This is a genomic window from Acetobacter thailandicus (genome assembly GCF_011516655.1).
Lineage (GTDB): Bacteria > Pseudomonadota > Alphaproteobacteria > Acetobacterales > Acetobacteraceae > Acetobacter > Acetobacter thailandicus.
Genome location: NZ_WOSV01000002.1, coordinates 1 through 17,068, shown reverse-complemented (window position 1 = coordinate 17,068; position 17,068 = coordinate 1). Strand labels below are relative to the sequence as shown.

Below are 17,068 nucleotides of genomic sequence, written 5' to 3'. Positions count from 1 at the left end.
ATGTGGTCATCGCATTTATCTGATCAGTAGCTGCAGACGACTTTTTCAATCGCTTTTCTGGTGCGGTTAGCTGTGGGTGGCGTAATGCTGCTGAACCAGGCTGCTGGCTGCCCTTGTTTGTCAAAGATATATTTATAAAAATTCCATCTTGGCTGTGCAAAAAAACCGAGTTCTTTCGTCAGCCATGTAAAAAGAGGAATGGCAGTATTTCCTTTTACAGAGCTGCGTGCCGCCATAGGAAAACTGACCCCGTAGTTTTTATGACAAAACGTGCTGATCTCGGCAGACGTGCCTGGTTCCTGCTGACCAAAGTCGTTGCATGGGATGCCAATAACCACCAGGCCGGTTTTTTTAAACTGGGACCAGATAGCCTGTAAGCCTTCATATTGTGGTGTAAAGCCGCATTGTGATGCTGTGTTGGTGATCAGTAAAGGGCGCCCTTTATAAGCTGCCAGATCCAGAGTGCCGCCGTCTAAAGCAGGCAAAGTAAAATCGTACACTGTTGTCATTAGAAAAATCTCTATTAATAGCTTAGGCAGGATATACGAGAGAGACTCTAACATATGCGCAGGAGAAACAGGATGGGAAAACTATGCGGAAATCAGAGGCCCTTTTCGGGTTCTTCTTCTGACTTCCGCACGTAGTTTTCTAAAAGATTGCGTTCATTATTTTTGTTCATTATATTGAACTTCATCCCGTATTTGGAACAATGAGGGCATCGGCCTTTTTTGTCAATAAGGAAAATAAAAATGGTTGTGACAAAACAGGCTGATTCTGTTCCGGCTCTACGCAGGGCTGTTCGCGTTCTGGATATGGTGAGGGGAGCATCACACCCGCCTTTAGCGGCAGATGTGGCCCGTCAGCTTGGTTTGCCAAGGAGTACAACCCACGGGCTTCTGGCTGTCATGGTTGAGCTTGGACTGCTGGAAAAGACCGTTAATCACGGTTATCGTATCGGAACACGTTTGCTTGAGTGGGTTGGCGGAGCTGCCGAAAAGCGTGATCTTGTCGCAGAGTTTTATCATGCACTTGACGGGTTTTCCGGGCTGGATTCATTTACCATCACCCTGACACTGCTGGAGGGGATGGAAGTTGTGTACGTAGCCTGCCGCAGCAGTCAGACCGGGCTGAGTGCGTCTTTTCGGGTCGGAATGCGCCTGCCGGCAATTTTTACAGCCACAGGGAGCGCGATCCTGGCCGAAATGGATGATACTTCATTCAGGGAGTGGCTGACGTTATACCCGGCCTCTGCCTGGCCTGAGCCGCTGACGTCAAAAAGTGTATGTTCTGTGACCGGTCTTGTCCGTGAAATTGCCGTAATTCGGGAGCGAGGCTATGCTGTCGATAGTGAAAATGTTTACGAAGGGTTGTGGTGTGCCGGAGCAGTTGTAAGGGATTACTCGGGGCATGTCGTGGCGGGGCTTGGCATCAGCCTGTTGCAGGCTGAAGTAGGGCGTTATGACATAGCATCGCTGGGTAACCGCGCTATGGCTCTTGCACAGGCGGTTTCTAAGCGTCTGGGATACAGGTCCGTTTCTGCGGCCTGAAGGGGCGTTCGGGTCTGACGCTCTGTTCACAGGCGCGCTTTTTTAATGCGTCTCCTGGAGAGTGTTGATGATTTTTAAAAAGAGTGTGCTTACCGGATGTCGGAGCCATAAAAAATGGATGGCAGTTGCCGGTCTGAGCATAGCACTCGGCTTTTCTGATCCGCAGTCTGCATGGTCGCAGTCTGAAAAAATGACACTGAGTTACCATGTGTTTGTTCATGGTATGCATGTACTGAATGTTAATACGTCTTATGCACTGGGCAGCGAGCAGTACAGTATTGATATGCATATGAAAACTTCAGGTTTTCTAAGCTGGTTTATGAAAACAGATATGCTGATGAAGGCACGCGGACGCTTTGCCGGTATGGCTGCTGAGCCTGAAACTTTTGAGATGCATCGTGAAACCAGTGACAAGGCTGACACGAAAAACATTATTTATAAAAATAAAATACCTGAGTTGCAGTCTCCGAACCCGGCTAAAGAACTTCCGTCAGCGAAGCAGCGTAAAGGTGCGCTTGACGCGATGTCTATGCTTATACAGTTACTTCATCAGGTCAGGGCGACGCACCGTTGCGATAGCAGTAACAGGATTTTTGATGGCACCCGTCATCTGAGCATATTTACCGCGCGTACAGCAGGAGAACAAAAAATTCCATCTGCCGGGCCATTTCGCTGGGGGAAGACCGCGCTGCGCTGTGATTTTAGCTGGCAGGTTATTAAAAGCTTTAAAGACGATGGTAACCCCGGAGAGCTTGAAAAGCCCCAGGCAGGCAGTATCTGGTTTGAACAGATTGATAATATGGGGCTTGTTGCCATTCGTTTTGAGCTGACGACTGCAACAATGGGGCAAATTAATATGTTGCTGAATAAAACACCTAAATATCAGCCCTGACTCCCGCTGACAGGGAAGGCAGAGAAAAGAAAATTTTCTCTGCCTTTTGTAATTATTCCACAGTAACAGACTTTGCCAGGTTACGAGGCTGATCGACGTCTGTCCCTCTGAGCACGGCAACTTCATAAGCCAGCATCTGCACAGGAATAGTCTGCACTACAGGCGCTGTAAAATCATGCACATGCGGCAGAACAACCATTTGTTCCGCAATTGCTGAGACTCGTTCAGCTCCTTTTGTGTCAGTAAACACAAGCAGGCGTCCGCCCCGGGCTTTTGCTTCCTGCAGGTTTGACAGTGTTTTATCAAATAATGGCGTGAAAGGTGCGCTGGCAACAATCGGCACGGTGTTGTCAATCAGTGAGATCGGACCGTGTTTCATTTCACCGGCGGCATAGGCTTCGGCGTGTATGTAGGAGATCTCCTTAAGTTTTAAGGCACCCTCCATAGCAACAGGGAACATACTGCCCCGGCCCAGATATAAAACATTGCTGGCATCAGCGATAATTCTGGCCATTGAGCGTATGGCATCAGCCTGAGCCAGGGCGTCAGCTGCACGGCTGGGCAGGTCAAGCAGGGCTGTTACCAGCTCTTCTTCTCCGGCGGCATCCAGCATGCCACGACTGCGGGCTACAGCAATAGTCAGGCAGGCCAGTACGGTGAGCTGAGCTGTAAACGCTTTTGTTGAGGCGACAGAAATCTCCGGGCCGGCTGCGGTGCCAAGAACAGCATCACTCTCACGGGCCATGGTGCTGTGCTCAACATTAAGCACTGACAGGATATGCGCTGAGTTCTGACGCAGAGTGCGCAGGGCGGCCAGGGTATCTGCCGTCTCACCTGACTGAGAAATCAGTAATCCCAGAGAGCCTTTTGTGAGGGGAGGGTCGCGGTAGCGCAGCTCGCTGGCAATATCGATGTCAACGGGCAGGCGGGCAACGCTCTCAAGCCAGAAACGGCCAACCATAGCCGCATAGAAGGCAGAGCCACATGCTGTCATAACCGCACGGGGCACTTCAGCCAGGTTGCAGGGCAGCTCAGGTAAAACAACCTGGCGTGTGGCCGGGTCAATCATACGCTGCAGGGTCTGACCAATAACCAGCGGGTGTTCATGGAGTTCTTTTTCCATGAAGTGCTGATAACCGTCTTTGCCAATTGCGCCTGAGGTCAGAGCCGCAATTTTTTCTTCACGCTCGACCGGCTCTCCGTCAAAGGTCATAAATTGTGCGCCGGCGGGGGTAATGACAACGCAATCCCCATCCTGCATGTAAGTGATACGGCGGGTCAGAGGTGCCAGGGCAAGAGAGTCAGAGCCCAGAAACATCTCGTCATCACCATAGCCCACTGCGAGTGGTGCGCTATGGCAGGCACCAATCATCAGGCCGTCATGTTCTGCAAAAATGACAGCAATGGCATACGCCCCTTCAAGGCGTTTCAGGCTTTTAAGCACAGACTCTTTCGGGGTGTGCCCCTGTGATAAATATAAGTCGATGAGCCGAGCTATTGTTTCACTGTCAGTTTCTGTTTCAAAAACAACACCTTCGGCTTCAAGCTCGTGGCGCAGCGTTTCGAAATTCTCGATGATTCCGTTATGCACGATGGCAACCCGGTCTGTGCCATGGGGGTGGGCGTTTGATGTTGTCGGCGCACCATGCGTGGCCCAGCGGGTGTGGCCAATGCCTGTAGTGCCGGCAAGAGGTTTTTCTTCAAGCAGAAGGCCCAGATTGTCGAGTTTACCAGCTGCGCGCCGCCGACTTATTTTTCCGTCAACCAGGGTGGCGATACCCGCAGAATCATATCCGCGATATTCAAGCCGTCTCAGACCTTCGAAAACAATCGGGGTGGCATGTCGGAGACCAGTAACACCACATATTCCGCACATCAGCCATTTCCTTTTTTATTTTTTAAAGCGGTTTTCAGTTTTTTTCCAAGCCCGGGTTTATTGACCTGTTTTGCACGTGCCAGTGCCAGGGCGTCGGGTGGAATATCGTTTGTGATTGTGCTGCCGGCAGCAATTAAAGAATCAGACCCGACAGTAAGCGGGGCTACCAGTATGGCGTTAGAGCCAACAAACACATCATCACCAATAGTCGTTTTATGTTTGGAGGCACCATCATAGTTGCAGGTAATGGTACCAGCTCCGATATTGGTGCGCGTGCCAACAGAGGTGTCACCAAGATAAGTCAGGTGGTTTGCTTTGCTGCCTTTGCCAATCACAGAATTTTTGATTTCGACAAAGTTGCCGATATGTGCCTCTTCGCCAATCTGTGCTCCGGGGCGCAGGCGGGCATAAGGACCAACAATAGCGGCGGACTGTACTTCGCATCCCTCCAGATGGCTGAATGCGCGGATCTCGGCGCCGCTGCGCACGGTCACACCCGGGCCAAACACAACATTGGGTTCAATCAGCACATCAGCTTCAAGAACAGTATCTGTGCAGAGGAAAACAGTTTCAGGTGCGACAAGCGTGACACCCTTCTCCATGGCATGCAGTCTCAGACGCTGCTGCAGTGCGGCTTCAGCTTCAGCCAGTTCAGCGCGGGAGTTAATGCCACGAAGCTCACTTTCAGCTGCCTCGACGCTTTTGACAGAGACACCCTCCCTGACGGCAAGCCCGACAACATCTGTCAGGTAATATTCCTGTTTCGCATTTGTATTTTTAACCTCTTTCAGCCAGCGACGAAAATTCTGCGCTTTTGCACAGAGCACACCTGCGTTGCACAGGTTAACAGCACGTTCCTCTGGTGTTGCATCGGCCCACTCGACAATTTTCTGCACATTGTGAGACTGAGCTGATGTGATAACGCGGCCATAACGCCCGGGTTGAGCAGGGCGCATAGCTAGCAGGGCAAGGCCTGTATCATCTTTGCGGCTTTCCGTTAACAGACGGGAAAGCGTGTCGGAGGAAATCAGGGGGTTGTCAGCATAAAGAACGGCAACATCACCGTCTCCAAACAGGGCTTCTGCCTGCAGTGCTGCGTGTGCGGTGCCAAGCCGTTCGTTTTGTACAATAACGGCATGTGGTGCCGCCAGCTGTTCAACCTCAGGCATGTCAGGGCCGACAACGACAACAAGTTTGTCAAAAACCCGGGCAGCACTGTCGATCAGGTGTGCCAGCATCGGGCGGCCGGCAAGCCTTTGCATGGCTTTCGGACGGGAGGACTGCATGCGGCTTCCACGCCCTGCAGCGAGCAGAACAGCGGTAGCGGGACGGGGGGAGGAAGATGATGTCATGACAGGATTCCGGTAGGCTAACCTCAGCGTTCTGTCAAACTCAGAACGTGTTTTGACAAAGTCATAGTTATGACATTCTCCTTATAGGGTATTTAAAAGAACTGGAGGAGTCATGTCTGTAAAACTTGCGGTGTTTGATATGGATGGCACCCTGATCGATTCATTACCTGACCTGGCAGACTGCGCTCGTCAGCTCCTCTCTTCTTACAGCTTTCCTGAGGTCACTGACACAGAGGTGCGCGCAATGATTGGTAACGGCGTAGCAGCTCTTGTCGAGCGTCTGCTTGCATCGGCACTCAGCAAAGGAGCTGATGTCGGTTCGATCAGCCCTGCAGAGGCCTGTGAGCGTTTTATGGAGTTTTATACTCCACGGGCAACACGGTATTCCCGCCTTTTCCCCGGAACTGAAGAAACGCTGAAAACTATGCGTGCTCAGGGCTGGCGTCTGGCTGTGTGCACCAATAAACCTGAGGTCGCTGCTCTGGCTATTCTGGAACGGTTTGGTTTGTTCGAGCTGTTTAGTTGTGTCGGAGGGGGAGATAGTTTTCCAGCCAGAAAGCCTGATCCGGTCCATTTGCTCGGTACAATTAAAAAGGCTGATGGCACGCCGGAGCAGAGTGTGATGATAGGCGATATGTCACCAGATCTGATTGCCGCCCGTAGTGCCGGTTGTCGCTCTTTATTTGCTGCATGGGGTTACGGCGGCCCGGAACTTGCAGAAATGGCTGACATGCAGGTAGCTGATATGCACGATGTGCCAAAAGCGGCAGAGCAGCTGCTGGCCGGATCAGTTTAAAAATCTGATGCCAGCAGGCCCTGCTAAAGTCAGGGTCTGCTCTCGCGCAGAAGCCGCTCTGTCAGTATCAGGTCGGCTGGTTTGTCGACGTCGACGGCAGCTCTGCCATCATTAAGGCAGACAAGCTCAGCCTGTGCACCGGTCATTTTTTTCAGACGGGCATATAAAGCCGCCCGACTAAGCTGTTTGCACAGCGCGCGTATAAGAGTGAAAACACCTAAAAGCCAGGCAATGCGGAGGGGATGTTTGCGGTTTTTCTCTATGTGTTGCCACAGTTTTACGATATTCGCAGAGCGGTCGGAGCGTAAGAGAAACAGATTGCAGCCTGAAAAAGACAAGTCTGACAGGTGAATAAAAGTACGCTTTGTGAGCGGAACATCCCGCAGGACATTGTCTTTCGCGGCAACGGCGACTGAAAGATCAGCTGCCGGACTGGCTTTGTTGAGAAATTCCGTTATCCATTCAGGGCGCAGCAACGCATTATCCGCTGTGGTCACGAGTAAAGGAGCCCCCAGTTCTCTGAGGCCGGCCATTACGCTGGCACTTGGTCCTTCAGGGCGGGCGGCGATAATATCCGTATCCGGGAGCACAACCTCTTTCAGCACATCAGCATTATCAATACAGACAACAATGCGCCCCACCTCGGGAGTATTGCGTAATGTGCTGATAACGCGTGAAATCATGGGGATGCCATCAACTGGCAGTATCGCTTTGTGCGATACTCCGGCAGCCTGTGCCATAGGGTCAGCTACCCCTGGCCGTGTGCCGGCCAGAATGAGTGCGCAGATTTTAGCAGTATCAGCACTCATGCCGCATTCCGGCGGTTACTATCGTTTTTTTCGGTTTTGGGGCGGGCACCATCGGGACGGTCACGGGGAGGGGAGCCTGTCAGGTCCATCACCCAGGGATAATTCTTCGCTTCCTGAAGGTCATAGCCAAGATTAAACACAGTCGGGCTGCGTGGGCGTGCTTTTGCATCAAGATAGAAGCTGCCCATAACACGGTCGACAACGTAGCTTGTGATGCCGAAATTACCATCTTCATCATGAAAATGATGCAGGACATGATAGGCTTTCATACGCTGAATCCAGGCGGCCCGGGGTTTATAGTTCAGATGCTGAATGCAGTGAAAAAACTCATAAATGCAGGTTATGGTAATGCCGGCACCAAATGCAGCGGCTGAGCATCCCCAGCCACCAATCATATATCCGATAGGAATGGTAATGATAACAATGGTCGGCAGCGTGGTCAGAGGGGAGCCAAACAAAACATCGAGCAGATGAGGGTCCTGATGGTGATCAAAGTGGATACGTTTCCACAATGCTGATGTTGCACGAATTTTATAAAGTACCCGCCCGTGCAGAACAAAGCGATGAAGCAGATACCACACCACGGGGTAAACCAGCATGACAGCAACAACGGCACATAGTGTGTGTAACCAGCCTGCAAAGAAATGTGCTGAAATCGCGACATTTGCGATGATCAGTGCAAAATACAGAAGAATGGTAGGGTAAGTCAGATAAGCTATCCAGAGCTGCCTGAGGTTCATTTTCCCCAGATCAAAGCTACGACCTGTTCTCAGGCTCGCATTGTTTAGCGTTCCACTCATTTTGTTTCATTCCTCAGAAGAGCTGTCATAGCTCCCAGTGTAAAAATAATCAGTCCGGGTATGGTTGCGACCGGAGGGGGTAAAAGACCAGCATTCCCCATGGCGCGTAATAAGCCCTGTAAAATTACGAACAGTAACCCGGAGGCAAGACACCACACCGGTGTCCAGCTTCTTATTCCCGTCCGTGGGGGAATATGGATAACCGGCATCGTAATTAACAGTAATACGAGCAAAGTCATCGGTCTTAAAAAGCGCTCCAGCAACCCGCCCTGCAAATAACCGGGGCTGGCATCTGACGGCAGACGGCCGCGTAACATGCCAAGAATTGTGCCTGATGAGAGAGGTGGGTTACTAACGGAGAGTCTGATAAAATCTTTAGGCAGCAATGGGATATCCCATGTTTGCTCAGGCTGTTCGGGTAAAGTCACAGCTGTCGTGGCTTTTACTTCAACGCGGGTTATGTGCCTCAGCGTCCAGCCAGTTACGTGGGTATAATCAGCATTTTTTGCATGTGTCACATATTGTAACAAACCCTGCGGAGTGCGTGAGTAGATATCGATTCCCTGTAATGCATTACCGCCATCAGCGACATAAGAGACGCGGGTTAATGTGTCTTTTCCACGAAACCAGAAAAAATGTCCGTCCTCAGGGTGCGGGTTAGTACGATTCCACCATGCGGTAAGAGCCTGCTCCGACCGGGGTGTTATCTGGTCATCAAGCGCGATGCCAAGAACGCCGATAATAAGAACCGCGGGTATAAGATTTTTATACAGACCAATCATCGACAGGCCGGATGCCTGAAGAATAGCCATCTCGCTCGAGAGAGTCATTTGCGTCAGTGTCAGGAGACTGCCGATGAGCACGCTGAGAGGGAGTGTGCTGGAGAGTAAAAACGGTAGTCGCATACCTGCGTAGGTAAGGATACCTGAAATACCAAGATGTCTCTGCAGAATAGGGGTGGTCTGTTCCAGCAGGGCCAGAATTTCAAGCAGGCCGACCAGTGCGGCAGCACATATCAGAACGCGGGAGAGTAGCATTCCCGAAAGATAGCGCAGCAGCACAAATCGATTATTACGTTCGATTTTGCTCACGGCTGTTCTTTCAGTGGTGCGGAAGCTACAGGTTTACGAAACCAGAGTGCTTTTGCTGTGAGCAGCAGGCCTGACTTTGAAGCCAGAAGGGCTGAGCAGCCGATAATAAACAGGAATGAGGGCAGCCAGGTCATTAAGTAAGGGGAAGCATTTTTTGTGTCTACAAGACTGTGACCAAATTGCAGAATATGGTCAAAACCCACAAGTATCAGGAAGGCAATAATCAGACCACTGGTATTGCGCTGACGTTTGCGTACGATAGCCAGAGCAGCAGCAAGAGCCGGAATGAAGGGGATGGTTATACTGCGTGCCAGCCTGAAATGAAGTTCTGCGCGCAGACTTGAGAAGGGTATCTGCGTATCCTGCCTGACCATATGACGAATAAGTTCATGTGATGTCAGCTCCCGCTCATCGTCGCCTCGTTTGCGGAACGGAGATATGTGAGACGCTTCAACCAGCAGACGTGTTGCATGATCGAACGTTGTCAGGGTTGGCGCTCCTGTTTCCGGAATTGTCAGGATTTCACCATCCTGCAAGTCAATTTCCACAGAATCATCATTCGTTGTCAGGCGGATTTGTCCATTTTTGGCAGTAATATCTCTTTCTTTATGGCCTGACATATCTCTGATGAAAACTTTTTTTAGTCGCGACCCGGCAAGATCAACATGGTCTGCGACAATGGTAATATTGGGAGAGGGACTGGCAAAAACACCAGACTGAAGACGGGGTGCCCACCCGGTATGACTGGCAATATAGAGCGACTGACGAAAATCGTAGCGCGCATATGGCTGGATAAAGCCATAAAGTAAGAAGGATATACACCCAAGGAGCAGGCCCAGTTGCATAAGAGGGCGTGTCAGGCGAATCAAAGACATGCCGCTGCTGTTTATCGCATCAATCTCCTCATTCTGGCTCATGCGTCGTACAACGGTGAAGACACTGACGCAGAGTGCAGCCGGTATGGCCAGCCCCAGATAATGAGGGGTGAGAGTTGTCAGCAGTCCCAGAAAGGTAAAAAGATGATTGTTACCTGCGGCAAGAAGGTTGAACAAAGCGAGTAAACGCTCAAGAAGCAGCGCGATCATAACAACCGACAGAGCCAGAAAAAAAGGAGGCAGTGTCTGAGTAATCAGATAGCGGTCCATCGTAGTTGGCCGCAGATGTGCTTTTATCTTATGTACGAACGGCAATGAGAGCATGAGAGATCTTACGTCGATCAGGAAAAAAAAGGAACGGCATGAAACGAATAGTTGTAGTGTTGCGCCGCTTTGGTGCGGCCCTCAGGCTCTTGCGTTCTTAACTCCGGCTCTGAGATCGTTAGAGGAGTAGGCTATATAATACGACATACTGCCTGAAAGCTATAGTGGTGCAGCAAAACAGATGACCTCTTCTGGTCTTTTTCCGGCTTTGTGTACTGGTGACAAAGCAGGGAGGTTATACACCTGCGTTAATGCACAGGATTGAGACATAATCGTGACGCAGAAAGACGTAAGTGCAGAGAGCAGCAGCGTAATGCGTAATGCATTTGTGTAAACAGCATGTGACAAGAGTGACAACTCAGACTATACCACCGTCTCCAGCCGAGGCATAAGGCATCGGTGTTCATTCTGTGAATGTATGAGAATTTATGTGCCTTGTAGTTTCGCGTTAATCCACAATCCTCAGAGCAGACGCAACGTAAAGACAGGGCTGAGTGCTTCTGACGTGCTGCGTGCTTTACCAGATCTGCTGTTCTGTGCCCCTGAGACAGAAGCCGCTTTAGTTGCAGCTCTGGCAGATATTGCTCCGCGTAAAATCAAATATCTGATTGTCGATGGCGGAGATGGTACGGTCAGTAAGGTGCTGAGCGTAATGCATGCATCAGGCTGGCCGAAAGAGGAATGGCCTGTTCTTATTGTTTTGCCATCAGGCAATACAAACCTGGTCGCAGAGGATGTGGGTTTTGGCCTGAGAGGTGAGGCAGCATTAAAGCAGCTTGTACTCCTCGCTCAGGGGCAGATGAATAAATGCTCAGTTGTGCGCAGGCGCCCTCTGGTGGTTTCGTGGCCGGATGGCTCTCATGTTTCCGTCCTTGGTTTTTTCGGAGGGCTGGGTGCTTTTACACGCGGTATCGAAATAGCTCATCGCCCTGGTTTTCTTAAAACCTTCTCCCATGAAGCGGCTGTTATCTGCGCATTTTTACTCACAGTATTAAAGTTACTGGCGCCTCATTCACGTAAAAAATGGCTCGATGGTTCAGCTGTTGATGTCACGCTTGATGGCGTGCCAGCAGAAAGCAAAAGACATTTTCTGATGTTGTTTACGGCGCTTCGCCGCTTCCCTCATGGTGTCTGGCCATTCTGGCAAAGATCAGATTCGGCTGAGCAGGGGGTAGTTTATCTCGATGTTGCAGCACATCCTGAACGTCTGACGACAGCAGTGTTTAACCTGTTGCGTAATCGTATTCCTTCATGGATCCGTCAGAGCCCGTCATATAACAGTGGTCTGGCTGATAAAATCTCACTCAGAGGAGAGCCGTTACTGGTTCTGGACGGAGAAATTCTGCAAACCTCTCCGGAGGGAGGTTTTGAAATTGAGGCAGGACCAGAAGTTTCTTTTCTTCAGTTCAGCAAAAAGGACGACTGAAAGTGAGGCAGAACGTCTCAGGGTTGCCTGATTATATCAAGCAGGAGCTTTCTGAACCTGTCCCGGAGGAAGTGAGCAGGTTTGTTCAGAGCCTCGTTAAGCAGGGTAACCCTCTCGCGGTCATATTTTATGGATCAGGTTTAAGAGGGGGGATCCAGGACGACACGCTGCTTGATTTTTATATCGTTCTCAATCGTCAGGCAGACTGGCCGCGATCTTTTCTGGCCAGGTCTGGTAATGCCATACTGCCTCCTAATGTTGAATATCATGAAATTCCTGTAGCGGGCCGTATGCTCAGGGCAAAAATTGCTTTTGTTACGCTGGCTCAGCTTCGGCACCAAACTGGTTTTTCAACGCTGGATACAACAGTATGGGCACGTTTTTCGCAGCCTGTCAGGCTGGTGTGGGTAAGAGATAAACAGGCTGAATCTGCTGTTTGTACATGTATAACGCGTGCTGTTGTCACAGCGTCGCGCTGGGCCGCTTTTATGGGGCCTGTTCATGGTGGGGATGCCCTGAGTTTCTGGAAAGCTCTGTACCAGAAAACGTATCAGACAGAATTACGTGTTGAAAAAGCCAGCCGTGGTGCTGGTATTGTTGAGACATACCCCAGGCGTTATGCCGAATTGCTCGTGCCATGCTGGGAGGCTGCAGGTGTTAAGTTTACACAGGCAGGTGAGGGGCTTTCACCCTGTTTCTCAGCGCAGGAGCGGCATAAGCTTGAGCAAAAATGGCGGCTAAGAACCGCTTTTGGTAAACCGCTTAATATCGCCAGGCTTATAAAGGCAGCTTTTACATTTACTGGCGGAGCACGTTACGCTGCGTGGAAAATTGAGCGCCACAGCGGTATAAAAGTGCCGCTTACACCATTTATGGAAAAGCACCCTCTGATTTGTGGCGTACCGTTGCTGATACGCCTGTGGCAGAAGGGTGCATTTCAGAGGAATGTCCGCTCGTAGTGCTCAGGAGAGCACTGAACATTCCCTGGCAACAGATGCAAAAACCTCAAGAGCTTTATCAATCTGAGCCGGAGTATGTGTTGCCATAACAGAGCAACGCAGTAATGGACGGTTGTCAGGCGTGGCAGGTGGCAGAGAAAGGTTTACATACACGCCTTCCTCAAGCAGCCGGTTCCACATTGTAATAGCCTGGCCCAGTGTTTCCAGGGTTACGGCTACGACAGGGCTAACCTGTTTACTTGCATTCAGGCCGATACGATGCAGGCCGCCATGCAGACGTTTTGCATTGTCCATCAGCTGGGTACGCAATTCAGGATGTGCCTTCATCTCATCAAGAGCCGTCATGGTTGCGGCAATGACTTCAGGAGGCAGAGAGGCCGTGAACATGTAAGGGCGGCAGTTTACGCGAATAAGATCCATCTCAGGGTGGTCTGATACGCAGTAGCCGCCAACGGTACCAAGGCTTTTAGAGAATGTTCCGGCAATAAAATCGACATCTTTCTCAACGCCGGCAGCTTCCGCGACGCCAAGGCCGTTTTCACCGATAACGCCAAAAGAGTGTGCTTCATCAACCAGAAGGTAAGAATCAGTTTCACGCTTAACAGCAGCAAATTCAGCAACCGGGGCAATGTTGCCGGTCATTGAATAGATGCCTTCTACAACAACCAGTTTTGCTCCTGGTGTTCCTTCGAGGCGTTTGAGACGTTTATGAAGATCATCAGGGTCGTTATGACGAAAGCGAATAACCTGAGCAGTGCTCAGACGGCTGCCATCATAGATACTGGCATGACTGTCGGCATCTAGCAGCAGGTAGTCTTCTTTGCCAGCCAGAGCCGAGATAATACCCAGATTTGCCTGATATCCGGTTGAAAAAACCATGGCATCACGGCGGTTGAAATGGGAGGCTATCTGCACCTCGAGCTGACGATGAAGAGACTGCGTGCCGTTGGCAATGCGTGAACCCGTAGTGCCAACACCATATTTCGCAGCAGCATCCTGTGCAGCTTTAACAGCGTTTTGTGACTGACTAAGACCGAGATAGTTATTCGTGCCAAACAGTAACGTTTCACGATTTTCGATCACGCCAACAGTTGAAGATACAACTTTCTCGATGACCACGCCAAACGGGTTACGGCCACCGCTTTCTATCAGGCCGCCAAGGGCGCTGGCAGTGCCGCTGAATTTGGCAAAAATAGAAGACATTTACGCTCAGCCTTTATTTTGCAGGTCAACGATGCACTTAGCAAGGTCATCGACAGTTCTTACGTCTGCCAGCTTATCCAGGGGAACAGAGACGTCGAGCGTATCTTCGATTTCCATGACGAAATTCATAACGGCAAGCGAATCAAAGGCGAGATCTTCCATGATCTTACAATCGCCGTTGATGTCACGTGGCACTTTAGGGTTATCGAGCAGCTTCTGAATGATAAGTGCTGAAACGCTATCAACTGTTTCGCTCATAGTCGAATTATCCTTAGAAAACGAAAGAACGGACGCAACCTGCTTGTCTGCGCGCGGTAACATTCAGAGAAACAAGGCGGGTTATATCAGCTGTGCACCGTTTGTAAAAGGCTATTGCTGAGGTGTGAATTCTCCGTTGAGAAACATCGTGCGTGCTTTGGCACGGGTCAGTTTGCCGGATGATGTCTGTGGCAGAGCCCGTGGGGGCACCAGGGTGACGGCAACATCAAGTCCGTGGAGCCTGCGGAAAAGGCTGACAGCTTCGGACTGAAGAGCTGCACGTTTTTCCGGGTCTGTTGCGCGGCACTGGATGAGGGCGACAATGTGCTCTTTATTATCTTTTTCAACGGCGAAGACAGCAACATCATTGCTACGCAGAGCCTGCAGATGAGTTTCTGCCGACCACTCCAGATCCTGAGGCCAGATATTACGTGCGTTAATGATAATCAGGTCTTTGGCGCGCCCGGTAACAACAACCTGCCCGTTAAGCATATAGCCAAGGTCACCGGTATTAAGCCATTTCTGCTCATCAAGAACGTTTCTTGTTTCTTCAGGGTGGCGGTAATAACCATCCATCAGGCTAGGGCCGTGAACAAAGATGGTGCCCACTTTACGGTCTGGCAGAGCTTCTCCGTTCTGGTCGCGTACTTCCATTGCGTGTCCGGGTAATACTCTGCCACACAACACGAAGGTTCGTGTTGTGGTGCTGGTATGTGTCGGAGGAGTGGCGACACCCTCGCTTTCAAGAATATCCAGGTCAATGGTATCAGTTTCGATGCCAGTGCCAAGTGGAGCAAAACTGATAGCCAGAGTCGTCTCTGCCATGCCGTAGCTGGCTTCAAATGAGTGTGCGTCAAAGCCGGCAGGGGCAAAGCACTCAGCAAATTCAGCCAGTACGTGCGGACGAATCATATCGCCGCCAATTCCAGCAACACGCCAGCTTGAGAGGTCAAGCCCGGCTGCGGGAGCACGACGTGCGCAAAGCTCATAACCGAATGACGGACTGTAAGACAACGTGCCGTGGTTACGGCTGATCAGGTCAAGCCAGACATGAGGGCGGCGTGCAAACTCGCGGGTTGGCAGCAGATCAACAGTAAGCTGACAGGTCATAGGCGTGAGAAAGAAGCCTACCAGGCCCATATCATGATAAAGCGGAAGCCATGAAACACAGCGATCACCGGTCTGGCGCACCTGGAGGCCGTCACGTGCGATAGACATAGCATTTGCCATGCCAGAACGCTGACTGACACAAACTCCCATAGGGAAACGGGTGCTGCCTGAGGAAAACTGAAGATAAGAAAGAGCTTCGGTTTCAATTTCAGGTAAGGCTGTGTCAAAAGCCGGACGGTCGAAGAGTTCAGTCGGTGAACCGGCAAAAACCAGATCGAGACCGCCGATAATATCACTGGTCCAGTCAGCAATGACATCTGGTATAATAACAGCTTTGGCTTCAGCGCTGCTGATCATGCCGCGGAGTGTCGCCAGGTATGCTTCTTTACCTGCAAATGCAACGGGCAGGGGAAGCGGGGCAGCAACAAGCCCGGCATACTGACATCCAAAGAAAATACGGGCAAAGTCACCATCGCTGTCAGCGATAATAGCGACTTTGTCGCCAGGTTTCAGGCCTGTTCCTAAAAGGCGCTGAGCAGTCTGAACAGCCTGGTTGCGCAATTTCTTATAGGGCAGGGCTTCCAGCAGTAAGCCTTTGCCTGAGTATATATTGAGGCCTGCGTCCCCCTGAGCTGCATAGTCAAGTGCGGCTGGGAAGGTAGGAAAATCTCCATACCGACGTGGCTGGCCAGAACTGGAAGGAACCGGCTGCAACGATTCATCATTGTGGAGTGAAGGTGCAGAGTTCATCAGGGTCATCAGTTGGCCATTCGAAGAAAATTAACTGGTAAATCACCCCTGACATAAGGGGCGTAGTCCGCTTCCTGTAAGATCGAACGTGAGGCCTATATAGTCTTTTTGTGATTTTACGAAAGTATCATGTTCGTAAAATGCTGGCCCAATAAGAATTTTTTATGAAACTTCATAAGGGAGAATATCAGTTAATGCATTGTAATATATGGATTTTCTTCTCAAATCTGAAGAATTTTTCATCGGTTAAGAAAAACATACGCACGCTTGTGAAAGTCAGATAATCAGTTCTGGTGCGGAATTTTGAGGTCACTCATCATATTATTAAAGAAGTATTTTTTTATGCCTTATATTAATGTGGGAGGAGCCTGACATCTGCTTTCTTACGATGCAACTCAAAATTAGCTTTTCGTAAAACACTTTCCCATTAAAGAGGCGGGGGAGGGGCAATAACCTGGCTCAGGACTCTTTTTGAGACGCAGAAGGTGGTGATAGTCTGGGTTACGAAAGGTTATGTAGTTTTATTGCTGTCATAGCCTCTGCCTCCGATAGCTCTTTTGTCTTGTCGGCAAGAGCTGCCTGCAGAACATCCGCTCTTCTGACGTTACTGATCTGATCCTTTAACCGATAAAAGCTCTCCGCAGCTCCTGATCACCGCACACAACGTGAAGTTTTGAGTTTAGCCCGCTTTGGTGCCTGTTCACTCCCTTTAAAGCCAGAGGAGAGGTTGTCCGGTGTGCTTTGAGAAGCTTCGCATCACTCATTATGCGCTTTGAACGGGCGGCCTGCTTTATCAGCGTGGCGAATATGTGGCCAAAGACACTAAGGCGGCGACCTCATCTGGTGAAATGAAGGCAACTCATTGAAAAATATAGAAAAAATAAGAATTTGAAATTTTCATGATTTTTTTAATTTTTATGATTGACGTTACGGTTTTGTGTCTGTAGAAGGGGGTCATCGAGAGCGGATGGGGCTCTGGAGGCTGAGGCTTCCGGGGTTT

Annotated in this window: 15 protein-coding genes; 5 read left to right on the top strand and 10 right to left on the bottom strand. The window is 50.4% G+C overall.

The window, feature by feature from the left end:
• Nucleotides 1–23 precede the first annotated feature (23 nt).
• Nucleotides 24–509, bottom strand: coding sequence for a glutathione peroxidase (locus GOB58_RS02720; RefSeq protein ID WP_086555019.1), 486 nt, complete (start codon nt 507–509; stop codon nt 24–26).
• A 240-nt stretch (nt 510–749) separates the two neighbouring features.
• On the opposite strand from GOB58_RS02720, the gene GOB58_RS02715 reads away from it, so the two are divergent.
• A complete protein-coding gene (locus GOB58_RS02715) occupies nt 750–1,547 on the top strand; it encodes an IclR family transcriptional regulator (RefSeq protein ID WP_194299611.1) in 798 nt (265 codons plus the stop codon).
• Between the two features lie 67 nt (nt 1,548–1,614).
• Complete coding sequence (locus GOB58_RS02710; RefSeq protein WP_173559290.1) at nt 1,615–2,439, top strand: DUF3108 domain-containing protein; 825 nt, start codon at nt 1,615–1,617, stop codon at nt 2,437–2,439.
• Between the two features lie 52 nt (nt 2,440–2,491).
• Here the strand turns inward: GOB58_RS02710 and glmS are convergent, their stop codons facing one another.
• Together glmS and glmU are read right to left on the bottom strand one after the other, a co-directional pair.
• The gene (gene glmS / locus GOB58_RS02705; protein WP_173559289.1) at nt 2,492–4,315 is read right to left on the bottom strand and encodes a glutamine--fructose-6-phosphate transaminase (isomerizing); all 1,824 of its coding nucleotides are present in this window, start codon (nt 4,313–4,315) and stop codon (nt 2,492–2,494) included.
• Nucleotides 4,315–5,667, bottom strand: a complete 1,353-nt coding sequence (gene glmU / locus GOB58_RS02700) for a bifunctional UDP-N-acetylglucosamine diphosphorylase/glucosamine-1-phosphate N-acetyltransferase GlmU (protein ID WP_173559288.1) — start codon at nt 5,665–5,667, stop codon at nt 4,315–4,317. The genes glmS and glmU overlap by 1 nt, the downstream gene beginning before the upstream one ends.
• Before the next feature lie 112 nt (nt 5,668–5,779).
• Between glmU and GOB58_RS02695 the strand changes: the two genes are divergently transcribed.
• On the top strand, nt 5,780–6,463 hold the full coding sequence (locus GOB58_RS02695) for an HAD hydrolase-like protein (protein ID WP_173559287.1): 684 nt from the start codon (nt 5,780–5,782) through the stop codon (nt 6,461–6,463).
• Nucleotides 6,464–6,492: 29 nt separating this feature from the next.
• Here the strand turns inward: GOB58_RS02695 and GOB58_RS02690 are convergent, their stop codons facing one another.
• From GOB58_RS02690 to GOB58_RS02675, 4 genes are read right to left on the bottom strand one after another with little or no spacing between them, the layout of a single operon-like run.
• A complete protein-coding gene (locus GOB58_RS02690) occupies nt 6,493–7,272 on the bottom strand; it encodes a nucleotidyltransferase family protein (RefSeq protein ID WP_173559286.1) in 780 nt (259 codons plus the stop codon).
• Nucleotides 7,269–8,072, bottom strand: a complete 804-nt coding sequence (locus tag GOB58_RS02685; protein WP_173559285.1) for a sterol desaturase family protein — start codon at nt 8,070–8,072, stop codon at nt 7,269–7,271. The genes GOB58_RS02690 and GOB58_RS02685 overlap by 4 nt, the downstream gene beginning before the upstream one ends.
• Nucleotides 8,069–9,109 carry an LptF/LptG family permease gene (locus GOB58_RS02680; protein WP_173559509.1) on the bottom strand — a complete coding sequence of 347 codons (1,041 nt, stop codon included), beginning with the start codon at nt 9,107–9,109 and terminating at the stop codon, nt 8,069–8,071. Before GOB58_RS02680 ends, GOB58_RS02685 begins: the two co-directional genes overlap by 4 nt.
• Before the next feature lie 50 nt (nt 9,110–9,159).
• On the bottom strand, nt 9,160–10,308 hold the full coding sequence (locus GOB58_RS02675) for an LptF/LptG family permease (protein WP_242005210.1): 1,149 nt from the start codon (nt 10,306–10,308) through the stop codon (nt 9,160–9,162).
• A 484-nt stretch (nt 10,309–10,792) separates the two neighbouring features.
• Here GOB58_RS02675 and GOB58_RS02670 point away from each other — a divergent pair, with 484 nt between their 5' ends.
• Together GOB58_RS02670 and GOB58_RS02665 are read left to right on the top strand one after the other, a co-directional pair.
• Entirely contained in the window at nt 10,793–11,788 is a 996-nt protein-coding gene (locus GOB58_RS02670; protein WP_265792240.1) for a diacylglycerol/lipid kinase family protein, read from the top strand.
• Nucleotides 11,789–11,790: 2 nt separating this feature from the next.
• On the top strand, nt 11,791–12,747 hold the full coding sequence (locus tag GOB58_RS02665; protein WP_233133404.1) for a hypothetical protein: 957 nt from the start codon (nt 11,791–11,793) through the stop codon (nt 12,745–12,747).
• A gap of 3 nt (nt 12,748–12,750) precedes the next feature.
• Here the strand turns inward: GOB58_RS02665 and spt are convergent, their stop codons facing one another.
• The 3 genes from spt to GOB58_RS02650 all read right to left on the bottom strand — a co-directional run bounded on the left by spt (nt 12,751) and on the right by GOB58_RS02650 (nt 16,077).
• On the bottom strand, nt 12,751–13,950 hold the full coding sequence (gene spt / locus GOB58_RS02660; protein ID WP_086555029.1) for a serine palmitoyltransferase: 1,200 nt from the start codon (nt 13,948–13,950) through the stop codon (nt 12,751–12,753).
• 6 nt (nt 13,951–13,956) lie between these two features.
• Nucleotides 13,957–14,208: an acyl carrier protein gene (locus GOB58_RS02655; RefSeq protein ID WP_086555030.1), complete on the bottom strand. Its 252-nt coding sequence runs from the start codon at nt 14,206–14,208 to the stop codon at nt 13,957–13,959.
• A gap of 111 nt (nt 14,209–14,319) precedes the next feature.
• Entirely contained in the window at nt 14,320–16,077 is a 1,758-nt protein-coding gene (locus GOB58_RS02650) for a fatty acyl-AMP ligase (RefSeq protein ID WP_173559282.1), read from the bottom strand.
• Nucleotides 16,078–17,068: the final 991 nt, after the last annotated feature.